The organism is Marivita sp. (genome assembly GCF_965656765.1).
In the GTDB taxonomy this organism is placed as follows: domain Bacteria; phylum Pseudomonadota; class Alphaproteobacteria; order Rhodobacterales; family Rhodobacteraceae; genus Marivita.
The window spans coordinates 1-10442 of the sequence record NZ_CBFHLV010000084.1 but is presented as its reverse complement, the minus strand read 5'-3'; the positions used below and the strand labels follow the sequence as shown (position 1 = coordinate 10442).

General features: G+C 59.1%; 12 protein-coding genes. All 12 read left to right on the top strand.

Features of this window, described 5'->3' with window-relative positions:
• The first annotated feature begins 68 nt into the window (after positions 1-68).
• On the top strand, positions 69-614 hold the full coding sequence (locus tag ACTG4M_RS15965) for a DUF4214 domain-containing protein (RefSeq protein ID WP_439124655.1): 546 nt from the start codon (positions 69-71) through the stop codon (positions 612-614).
• 99 nt (positions 615-713) lie between these two features.
• Entirely contained in the window at positions 714-1637 is a 924-nt protein-coding gene (locus tag ACTG4M_RS15960; protein WP_439124654.1) for an NAD(P)/FAD-dependent oxidoreductase, read from the top strand.
• The gene (locus ACTG4M_RS15955; RefSeq protein WP_439124653.1) at positions 1634-2470 is read left to right on the top strand and encodes an isoprenylcysteine carboxylmethyltransferase family protein; all 837 of its coding nucleotides are present in this window, start codon (positions 1634-1636) and stop codon (positions 2468-2470) included. The genes ACTG4M_RS15960 and ACTG4M_RS15955 overlap by 4 nt, the downstream gene beginning before the upstream one ends.
• The gene (gene ubiG / locus ACTG4M_RS15950) at positions 2448-3158 is read left to right on the top strand and encodes a bifunctional 2-polyprenyl-6-hydroxyphenol methylase/3-demethylubiquinol 3-O-methyltransferase UbiG (RefSeq protein WP_439124652.1); all 711 of its coding nucleotides are present in this window, start codon (positions 2448-2450) and stop codon (positions 3156-3158) included. The genes ACTG4M_RS15955 and ubiG overlap by 23 nt, the downstream gene beginning before the upstream one ends.
• A gap of 1 nt (position 3159) precedes the next feature.
• Positions 3160-3552, top strand: a complete 393-nt coding sequence (locus ACTG4M_RS15945) for a DUF4149 domain-containing protein (RefSeq protein WP_439124651.1) — start codon at positions 3160-3162, stop codon at positions 3550-3552.
• Between the two features lie 247 nt (positions 3553-3799).
• Positions 3800-5068: a DEAD/DEAH box helicase gene (locus ACTG4M_RS15940; protein ID WP_439124650.1), complete on the top strand. Its 1269-nt coding sequence runs from the start codon at positions 3800-3802 to the stop codon at positions 5066-5068.
• Positions 5069-5273: 205 nt separating this feature from the next.
• The gene (locus tag ACTG4M_RS15935; RefSeq protein WP_439124649.1) at positions 5274-5735 is read left to right on the top strand and encodes a (2Fe-2S)-binding protein; all 462 of its coding nucleotides are present in this window, start codon (positions 5274-5276) and stop codon (positions 5733-5735) included.
• 2 nt (positions 5736-5737) lie between these two features.
• Positions 5738-7972, top strand: coding sequence for a molybdopterin cofactor-binding domain-containing protein (locus ACTG4M_RS15930; protein ID WP_439124648.1), 2235 nt, complete (start codon positions 5738-5740; stop codon positions 7970-7972).
• 173 nt (positions 7973-8145) lie between these two features.
• Positions 8146-8859: a succinate dehydrogenase/fumarate reductase iron-sulfur subunit gene (locus tag ACTG4M_RS15925; protein WP_439124656.1), complete on the top strand. Its 714-nt coding sequence runs from the start codon at positions 8146-8148 to the stop codon at positions 8857-8859.
• Positions 8856-9185, top strand: coding sequence for a succinate dehydrogenase (locus ACTG4M_RS15920; RefSeq protein ID WP_439124647.1), 330 nt, complete (start codon positions 8856-8858; stop codon positions 9183-9185). The genes ACTG4M_RS15925 and ACTG4M_RS15920 overlap by 4 nt, the downstream gene beginning before the upstream one ends.
• Positions 9182-9520 (top strand): succinate dehydrogenase, cytochrome b556 subunit, encoded by a 339-nt coding sequence (gene sdhC / locus ACTG4M_RS15915; protein WP_439124646.1) that lies wholly within the window; start codon positions 9182-9184, stop codon positions 9518-9520. The genes ACTG4M_RS15920 and sdhC overlap by 4 nt, the downstream gene beginning before the upstream one ends.
• Before the next feature lies 1 nt (position 9521).
• A partial coding sequence (locus tag ACTG4M_RS15910; RefSeq protein ID WP_439124645.1) for an FAD-binding protein occupies positions 9522-10442 on the top strand: 921 nt, incomplete at its 3' end.

Sequence of the window (10442 nt, the reverse complement as noted above, 5' to 3'; positions counted from 1 at the left end):
GCAGGTTGGAACGATGACTACTTACGTAGCATTCTCAACGGCTTGGCCACTCCGTAAGTCAAACGCGATTGCCCTGGAACTTCTGGGGCTCTGCCTTTGCCAACGGCTTCTCGCTTGAGGAAATCGCGTCGCTGTTTCTGGAGCAGCCTGAAACTGCTGCGACCTATCCTGACACGCTTAGCAATCTCGAGTTCGCGACACAGGTCTATAACAACGTTCTGGGCCGTGCGCCGGATGACGACGGCCTGAATTTCTGGGTTGGTGGTCTGGACAGCGGCTTGGTCACTCGGGATCAGTTCATTCTCGAAGCCCTTAAGGGGGCCAAGGTTGATTTGGCCGAGGGAGCATCGGAAGAAGACATCGCGCTGCAATTGGGCGACAGGGCGTACCTTGCCGACAAGACCGATATCGGCACTTACTTCTCTGTGATCCGCGGCCTGTCTGATCTGGACGAGGCCGATTCTGTCATGGACCTGTTTGTGCGTGGAGATCAGTCGACAATCAACGATGCATTCGAGGCGATCAACACGATCTACACCGAAGCATTGGCTGGCGATTCAGGTGATTTGCTCATCCAGCTTGTGGGTGTGGTCGACGATCCGTTTGCGATCTGACCATCGCTTAACCAATCCTGCGACAGCGCGCCCCTCGACGGGCGCGTTGTTCGTTTTAACTACCGCTTCAGCGTAGACGGCAAAGCATTGGCAGGCGTTATGGATATTGCGATTATCGGCTCTGGGATCACGGGTCTGGCGTGCGCGCGTCGCCTGACAGACGCTGGTCTAATGCCAAAGGTATTCGACAAAGGCCGTGGCATTGGTGGCCGGTTGGCCACTCGCCGCGCCGACGGTGGCCTGCAATTTGACCACGGTGCGCAGATGATACCACAAAATTTGCCTGCATTTGGTGACGTTCTGGAGCAGGCCGAAGCAGCAGGTTTCGTGACCAAATGGGCTCATAGCGACGGCAGTCTACGCCATGTCGGGATACCGGGGATGACCGGGTTCGCCAAATTTCTTGGTCAAGACCTCGACATGCATCAGGCGACTGAAATCAAGTCGCTCACTCAAGATGTCGATGGCTGGGGCATTTACGCTGAGCAAAGCGTGGGTCGGTTCGATCGGGTTGTCTGCACGGCACCATCACCGCAAACGGCCAAGCTTGCGGGACATGCCCTGACCCAATCGCTCGACACTGTGAGCTACGATCCAAGCCTGACCTTGATGGTCGCTCTGAACTGCGACCTCGATGCACCCGCGACCCAAACCAATCCTACGGACGCATTTGCATGGGTGGCCCATGACAGTGCGAAACCGGGCCGCTCGTCGCACAATTGTTGGGTCGTTCAGGCCAGCGCCGAGTGGAGCAACGTGCATCTTGAATTGACCAAGGACCAGATCGCAACTTTGATGCTCGATCTGTTTCTCACTCATTTTGGCCTTAGCCCGACCGACGTTGTCCATGCCAGCGCCCACCGGTGGCGCTATGCGTTTGTGACTAAACCGCTGGGCCAGCCCTTTGTCACATCCCCGGACAATTCGCTTTATGCGGGTGGTGATTGGTGTCTCGGCCCACGGATCGAACATGCATGGCAAAGCGGGACCGCGATTGCCGACGATATTCTGCGCGCCCTATGACATTCGACGATCCTCGCATTGGGCGGCTGATCACGTTGATCAAGGCTGCGGGACATCCGCCACCGGGCAGGGGGCGCATTGCATTGGCGCTTGCCATGGGCGCGATGTGTCACCTGATCTTTGCAATCGCCGTACTGTCGATGATGACTGCCATGTTCTTTGGCCTCAGCGAAAGCTTCGGGACGGTACCGTGGCCTTGGGCGGCACTCGCCAACGCCGCGCTGATTGTCCAATTTCCGCTGCTGCATTCGTTCCTGCTGTCGAAACCGGGCACCCGGATCATCACCCGTCTGATCCCCGGCCCACATGGCGGAACGCTGTCGACAACCACCTACGCAATCATCGCATCATTGCAACTGGCCGCGCTGTTCCTGCTATGGACCCCAAGCGGCATCATCTGGTACCGGGCCGAGGGCTTGCCACTTGTCGTGCTCTGCATTGCCTATGCTTCGACGTGGCTTTTGCTGATCAAGGCCAGTTTCGACGCCGGGGCCGAGGTGCAATCGGGCGCACTGGGCTGGATGTCGCTATTGGGCAAGATCAAACCGGTCTTTCCCGAAATGCCCACGCGCGGGCTCTTCCGGCATATCCGTCAGCCGATCTATGTGGCCTTCGCGCTCACGCTCTGGGCCGTGCCGTTTTGGACACCGGACCAACTTGCGCTTGCGATCAGCTATACGGCTTATTGCCTGCTGGCCCCGCGCCTGAAAGAGAAACGCTTTGAACAGCGATATGGCGACGCATTTGATCGCTATCGGGACAGCGTGCCCTATGTCCTCCCCAAACTGTCCCCCTCGAAGGAGCCGAAAGATGGCGCAAACCCAGCGCAATAATCTTGAGATCTATGACGATTTTGCAGATCGCTGGTGGTCCGATGACATCCGTTGGGTTCGCACGCTCAAGAATATGGTGCCGGGACGGCTTAGCTGGTTCGACAAACAATTCAACTGGCAAGACAAAGACGTGCTCGACCTTGGCTGTGCAGGGGGGTTCATGGCCGAGGCGATTTCCGACCGGGGCGCAAGAGTCACAGGCATTGATCCTGCCAAAGAGGCCATCGCGGCAGCAAGCACCCACGCCGAGACTGAAGGCAAATCAATCCGCTACGATGTTGGCGTGGGTGAAGCATTGCCCTATGCAGACGCTAGCTTTGACGCAGTGGTCTGCGTCGACGTGTTGGAACATGTCCAAAGCCTGCCCAAAGTGATTGCCGAAGTGTTCCGCGTCCTGCGCCCGGGGGGCTGCTTTCTTTTCGACACGATCAACCGCAATCCCGTCGCGCGACTGGCCACGATCACCATGGCCGAGGACATGCTGAAACTTTTGCCCAAAGGCACCCACGATCCCGAGATGTTCATTAAGCCGTCTGAACTGCGCGCCGAACTGGGTGCGGCTGGATTCAGTGTTGGCAAAATGGTCGGCCTTGGTCCTCGCGGGATCAACGCCAAAGGCGATTTCACCTTTGGTCGCGTACCCGGCACAATGATCATCTACATGGGCACCGCCAGAAAAGGAGCCTGACATGACAACTCTCGCTCTTCTTTCAACGGCGCTCCTGTTTGGCGGGATGGTGCTCTATTCCTTCGGCTTCGCAGCGTTCTTGTTCACCGCGCTTCCCGCTGAAACAGCTGGCCCGACGATCCGCCGCGCCTTCCCGCATTTCTACCTTTTCGTGATCGCCGGGGCGGCACTTTCTGCCGTCTTCCTTGCGCCAACCGATGCGCTCTCCGCTGCCATCATGGCGGCCATCGGCCTGACCACGGTTCCGACCCGACAAATCTTGATGCCCGCAATCAACGCCGCGACCGATGCCGGGAACAAACGCCACTTTGGCCTGCTACATGGCCTGTCGGTTGTGATCACTTTGATCCACATTGTTGCCGCCGCCTACGTGCTGCACCGCTTTATCGGTTGACTTGTGGCGCGTATGGCCCCATGTGACCGACATCGCCGCGCAGCCGCGTGAGCTTGCCGCGCCTGAATGTTAGGCGCATCGGCGATACATGAATTCAGTTCCCCATCACGCAGGGTCCCTGACGCAGTACCAGACGGTACGGGGCGCTCCCGTGATGTCTTAAGGTTCTGCGACACCCTCGTTGCCGCGTTGATGCGGCAGAACCCCATCCGTGCGCGCAACTGCGTGCGGACGAAAAGGATACCTTTTGTCTGATTTTGACACTCTGGGCCTCAAGCCCGTACTTCTCGCCGCTTTGAAAGAGGCCGGCCTCACATCCCCAACCCCGATCCAGGACAAGGCGATTCCGCTGGCGATGGCGGGCAACGATGTTCTGGGCCTTGCCCAGACCGGCACTGGCAAGACAATGGCTTTCGGCATCCCTCTCGTCAGCCACCTGATGGATATGCCCGAGCGCCCCGCGGCGAAGACGGCGAAATCGCTCATCCTGGCACCGACGCGCGAACTGGTGAACCAGATCGCCGAAGCGCTGCGTACCCTGACCAAAAAGACCCACCTTAAGGTGAACGTTGTTGTCGGTGGTCAGTCCATCAACAAACAGATCCACCACCTGCTTAAAGGCACCGACATTTTGGTGGCCACACCGGGCCGCCTGATTGACCTGATGGACCGCAAGGCAGTTGATCTGCGTACCGTAAAGCACCTCGTGCTGGACGAAGCTGACCAGATGCTCGATATGGGCTTCATTCACGCTCTGCGTCGCATCGCGCCGAAACTGGGCACGCCGCGTCAGACCATGCTGTTCTCGGCCACCATGCCGAAACAGATGGAAGATCTGAGCAAAGCCTACCTCACCAACCCGCAGCGCGTTCAGGTTGCGCCTCCGGGCAAAGCTGCTGACAAGGTCACCCAATCGGTGCACCACGTGTCGAGCAAAGGTGAAAAACCGGGCAAGCTGCGCGAAATCCTGTCGCGTGACATGGACGCCCTGACGCTTGTCTTCTCACGCACCAAGCATGGTGCTGAAAAGCTGATGAAAGGTCTTGTCGCCGACGGCTACAACGCCGCCTCGATCCACGGCAACAAAAGCCAGGGCCAGCGCGACCGCGCCATCAAGGCGTTCCGCGAAGGCACGATCAAGGTCCTCGTTGCGACAGACGTCGCCGCACGAGGTATCGATATTCCCGGTGTGGCTTATGTGATCAACTACGATTTGCCAGACGTGCCGGACAATTACGTCCACCGCATTGGCCGCACCGCTCGTGCCGGACGTGAAGGCGAAGCAATTGCCTTCTGCGCCCCGGATGAGGCCGATCTGCTGCGTCAGATCGAGAAAGTGATGAAGATCGAAGTGCCCGTTGCCAGCGGCACGGCCCCCAAAGATCCGGTTGCTCGCAAACCGCAGACCCGGGGCCAAGGTCGTGGCGGCAAAGGCGGCCAAGGTCGCCCCGCCGGTGCAACAGCCAAACCAAACGGCAACCGCCGCCGCCGCAACCGGTCGCGCAAAGCAGCCTGATCTCGCGACGGCGCATATCCCTTCTTCGGTTTCAAATACCTCAGGGGGGTGCGGGGGGACAGCGTCCCCCCGCCTGGCGGAGCGGCCCAGCCGCTCCGATCCGAAACCACGCAACGACGCGCAATTTACCCTAGGTCATCCCTCCCACATGGCACGACTGACCCTATGTTCAGGTTAAAGCCAGTGACAGAGGGAGCCCGCAGCGATGCAACTCAGGATCAACGGAACCTTGCACGAGGTCGATGTCGAAGATGACATGCCGCTGCTCTGGGTGTTGCGGGATGAACTGGGATTGACTGGCACGAAATTCGGTTGCGGCATCGCCCAATGTGGCGCTTGTACCGTACATCTTGACGGTGTGGCCGTACGGTCTTGTCAGACATGGGCCATCGACGTCGAAGGGGCCGACATCCGCACTATCGAAGGTCTGGGCACACCTGACGCAATGCACGCGGTGCAAGCGGCATGGCTTACCGAACAGGTCGCACAATGTGGCTACTGCCAGTCCGGCCAGATCATGCAAGCCGCCTCGTTGCTGATGGAAAACTCAAGCCCCACGGATCAAGAGATCGACGACGCGATGTCTGGCAACCTTTGCCGCTGCGGCACATATCCCCGCATCCGCGCTGCGGTGAAGCGTGCCGCCACCATGATGCAGGAGGGCTGAATATGGGACGTCTCAGAACCATCGCCCGCCGCACCTTTCTCGTCGGCTCTGCTGCTGTTGTTGGAGGCGTTGCCTTTGGTGTCTACACTGTGCGTAAACCGCACAAGAACCCTCTGGCTGCAAAGGCCGGTGAGGCGGTTCTGACGCCTTACGTGAAGATCACCGCAGATGGCATCACCCTGATCACGCCGCGCGCGGATTCGGGGCAGGGCGTCTACCACGTACAAGCCGCGCTGATCGCTGAAGAACTGGACGTGGACCTGGATCAGATTAAGGCAGACCCTGGTCCACCGAGCCCGGCCTATTGGAACACCGCACTCGCCGCCGAAGCCGCCGATTTTATGGTTCCCGCTGCTGGTGTGCTGCACGATGTAGCCGAAGGGGCTGTTAACAGTGTCATGAAGGTCATGGGTCTTCAGATCACGGGTGGGTCAACCACCGTACCCGATCAATTTGAAAAACTGCGATTGGCAGGAGCGTCTGCACGCGAAACCATCAAGGAATTGGTGGCCGAGCGCCAAAATCTGTCAGTCGATGACCTGACCACGCAAGCGGGCAACGTGATTTTACCGGATGGTCAAAAAATCCCATACACCGATCTCGCCGCAGAGCTCGCGGGAAGAGACGTTGTTCAAGATGTCCCCCTGCGCGACCCGTCCGAATGGCGCTATATCGGCAAACCGATGCAGCGGATTGACATGCTGGCCAAGAGCACTGGCACGCAGGAGTACGGCATCGACGTAAAAGTCGACGGCATGGTCCACGCCACGGTCCTGATGAACCCAGCCCCGGGCGGCGGAATGGCGGAATATAACGCTTCGGACGCGCTGGCCATGCGAGGTGTCAAAGCTGTGGTCCCGATCACCGGCGGGCTGGGGATCATCGCCGACAACACATGGCGTGCTTTCCGTGCGGCAGAAGCAGTGCAGGTGACGTGGGAAAAACCCGCATTTCCGCTTGAACAAGCGGACCACTGGGCTGCGCTTGAGGCGTCCTTTACCCCAAACGCGCAGGACAGCCAAAAGCGCGATGATGGCGATGTCGAAACCGCGCTGGCCGACGGCGATATCTTCACCGCCGAATACCGCGCGCCCTATCTGGCTCATGCGCCGCTGGAGCCGGTCAATGCTATCGTGCGCGTCGACGACGACCGGGTCGAGGTCTGGACCGGCACGCAAATCCCGCGCTTCATTCAGGCCAATGTCAGCCGGATCACCGGCATCCCCGCCGACAGCGTCACCGTGCACGTGTTGATGATGGGCGGTAGTTTTGGCCATCGTCTTGAAGACGAGATTGTCAAACAGGCGACCGAGATCGCGATGCAGATGAAGGGCACGCCGGTCAAGCTGACGCTGTCCCGCGAAGAGGATATGTTGCACGACTTTCCTCGGCAGATTGCTATGGCGCGGTTGCGCGGCAAAGTGGCGAACGGACAGATCGAGGCGCTGGACCTCGGCATCGCCATGCCCTCGGTTGTGGCCTCGCAACTTAGCCGCCAGAACCAGTCTGCCCCTGGCCCGGACAGCCAGATTGTTGCGGGCGCTTGGGAACAGCCCTTCGCCATCCCGCACCAGCGCGTGACCGGATATCGCGCGCCAGAGCTCGCCCCGATCAGTTCTTGGCGGTCGGTCGGTGCGTCCTCGAATGGGTTTTTCTACAATGCTGCGATGGACGAGTTGATCGAAGCGGCGGGTGCAGACCCAATGGAAGAACGCCTTCGCCTTTGCAACGATCCGTTGGCCCGGATGACGCTTGAAGCGGTGGCCGAGATGTCAAATTGGTCCGGCATCGGTGGCAATGGCACGGGACGTGGCGTCGCGCTGACCAAGTCCTTTGGCGTCCACTGTGCGCAGGTGATTGAAGTCACGGACACTGATGCAGGCATTCGAATCGACAATGTCTGGGTCGCGGCCGAAGTGGGTCGCATCGTCGATCCGGTCAATTTTGAAAATCTCGTGCAGGGTGGGGTGATCTACGGTCTTGGTCACGCGATGAATTCCGAGATCACCTATGCGGACGGCGTCGCGGAGCAATCGAATTTCGATACGAACCCCGGGATGCGTTTGCACCAATGTCCTAACATCATGGTGCGCGGGCTGGAAAGCGGTGATCGCGTTCTGGGGATCGGTGAGCCTCCGGTGCCACCAGCAGCGCCAGCCTTGGCCGGGGCGATTTGGGCCGCGACGGGCACGCGATTGCGCGAGATGCCGTTTGGCAAGACTGTCACGTTTGTCTGACGATGACCCAAAATTGTACCATTTGGTAAAATTTCAAATGATCAAATTAGTGTAAGCAATCATTACGGATACAGTTAAGATATTTGCCTTTTCGTTACCTGAGCTGACCGTTATCCTTTTGCCATCAACCGGATTGACGAAAGGCGGGCTCTCAGGTGCCAGAGCAAGACCACTTGACTGTGACGGTGCAACGCGGTGGCCCTGATGCCCCGATGCGGCCTCAGACGTTCGAGGTGCCGGCTTATGAAAGCCAAACCGTGCTCGATGTGGTGTCGTGGATTCAGCAGAACTCTGATCCGACCCTGACCTACCGTTTTGCGTGTCGTGTCGGCATGTGCGGAAGTTGCGCTATGATGGTGAACGGCGTGCCGCGCTGGACCTGTCGTACCCATGTGAGCAAAGTGCTTAAGGGAAACGCGCTAGAAGTCGGGCCGCTGCGCAATCTTCCGGTGATCAAAGATCTTGCTGCCGATATGGACCCGTTCTTCGACAAATGGGTGTCAGCCGAGGGCAAGCATCACCCGACCCGAACGCGGGACGATGCTATTGAATCAATAGATCCGGTGGCGCAAGAGCGGCAGGAGGCGAATGCGGGCATTGAGTGTATCAATTGCTCGGTCTGTTATTCGGCTTGTGACACGGTCGCGGGTAATCCCGATTACCTTGGTCCTGCAGCGCTGCAGCGGGCATGGACTTTGTATAATGATGCCAAGGACGCCGACCGCGACGCAATCCTTGATGCGGTGTCGGGCAAGGGCGGCTGTCATTCGTGCCATTCGATGGGATCGTGCACGACCTATTGCCCGAACGAATTGGACCCGCTGTCGGCGATAGCCGGGCTGAAGCGCGCGACGGCGAAGCGGTTCTTTGGAGGGCGTAAGGGATGAGCGAATTCCACCTCTACATGGCGCAACGCCTCAGCGCACTGGTGATGGCACCTTTCGTAATCGTTCATATCGGTGTCATGATTTACGCGATCCAAGGCGGACTGTCGGCGGCAGAAATCCTTGGTCGTACGCAAGGCTCGGCCTTTTGGTTCGCCTTCTACGGCATGTTCGTCGTCGCCGTGTCGATCCATGCGGCCATCGGGCTGCGTACCATTCTTGGCGAATGGGCGGGCTTGCGCGGCAACGCGCGGGATGCGGTCGCGGCGGTGATCGGATTGGGCCTGTTGGCGCTGGGCGCGCAGGCGGTCTGGGCGGTGACGGCATGAGGGTCGAACGCGCGCATCCGTTGTGGCTGGCCTATATTCTTCATCGGCTGTCGGGGATCGGCCTTGCCCTTTTCTTGCCGCTGCATTTCTGGGTGCTGTCTTATGCCTTGAACGATGCGGCCAAGTTGGACGCGTTTCTGACCCTAACCGAGATGCCTCTGGTCAAGATGGCAGAATTCGGACTGGTCTTCCTTCTTGCGGTGCATCTCTTTGGTGGCTTGCGCCTTTTGGCGTTGGAATGGCTGCCGTGGTCTGCGCCGCAAAAGACATGGGCCGCGGCCGCGGTGGCCGGGTCGTTCCTTGTCTCCACAACTTTCCTCATGCAGGCGATTTGATATGTTCTCGACAAAAGACATCGACCGGCACGACACTGATATCCTGATCCTTGGCACCGGTGGCGCGGGCATGTTCGCTGCGCTGCATGCGATGCAGACGGCACCAGAAGGCACCAAGGTGACCATTGCGGTAAAAGGCCTGATCGGCAAATGCGGCTGCACGCGAATGGTGCAGGGCGGTTACAACGTGGCGCTGGGCAATGGCGATTCCGTCGAGCGGCATTTCATGGACACGATCGAAGGCGGCAAATGGTTGCCCAATCAGGACATGGCGTGGCGTCTGTGCGAACAGGCAGTGGTGCGTATCCGAGAGTTGGAGAACGAGATCGGCTGCTTCTTTGATCGCAACGGCGATGGGTCTTTACATCAGAAGGCCTTTGCAGGTCAGACGGCAGATCGGACGGTGCACAAAGGCGACCTTACCGGTATCGAGATCATAAATCGCCTGATGGAGCAGGTTCTGTCTCGCCCGGTAGAGAAGTTGCAGGAACACCGTGCCATTGGCCTGATCCCCACAAAGGACGGATCTGCGTTGGCAGGGGTTCTGATGATCGACATGCGAACGGGCAAGTTCCGCTTCGTGCGGGCCAAGACAGTGCTGATGGCGACGGGCGGTGGCCCGACCATGTACAAGTACCACACGCCCTCGGGTGACAAGACGATGGACGGCTTGGCCATGGCGATGCGCGTTGGTCTTCCCTTGCGCGATATGGAGATGGTGCAGTTCCATCCAACAGGATTGCTTGCTGGCGATCACACGCGGATGACCGGCACGGTGCTTGAGGAAGGTCTGCGCGGGGCCGGGGGACAGTTGGTGAACCACGCGGGCCAACGGTTCATGTTCGACTACGATGGCAAGGGCGAACGCGCGACCCGCGACGTCGTAAGCCGGGGCATCTATTCCGAGATGCGCAAGAACAAC

Coding starts and splice junctions, on each gene's coding strand:
- ACTG4M_RS15960 (WP_439124654.1), top strand. CDS start 714: ATGGATATTGCGATTATCGGCTCTGGGATCACGGGTCTGGCGTGCGCG.
- ACTG4M_RS15955 (WP_439124653.1), top strand. CDS start 1,634: ATGACATTCGACGATCCTCGCATTGGGCGGCTGATCACGTTGATCAAG.
- ubiG (WP_439124652.1), top strand. CDS start 2,448: ATGGCGCAAACCCAGCGCAATAATCTTGAGATCTATGACGATTTTGCA.
- ACTG4M_RS15945 (WP_439124651.1), top strand. CDS start 3,160: ATGACAACTCTCGCTCTTCTTTCAACGGCGCTCCTGTTTGGCGGGATG.
- ACTG4M_RS15935 (WP_439124649.1), top strand. CDS start 5,274: ATGCAACTCAGGATCAACGGAACCTTGCACGAGGTCGATGTCGAAGAT.
- ACTG4M_RS15930 (WP_439124648.1), top strand. CDS start 5,738: ATGGGACGTCTCAGAACCATCGCCCGCCGCACCTTTCTCGTCGGCTCT.
- ACTG4M_RS15920 (WP_439124647.1), top strand. CDS start 8,856: ATGAGCGAATTCCACCTCTACATGGCGCAACGCCTCAGCGCACTGGTG.
- sdhC (WP_439124646.1), top strand. CDS start 9,182: ATGAGGGTCGAACGCGCGCATCCGTTGTGGCTGGCCTATATTCTTCAT.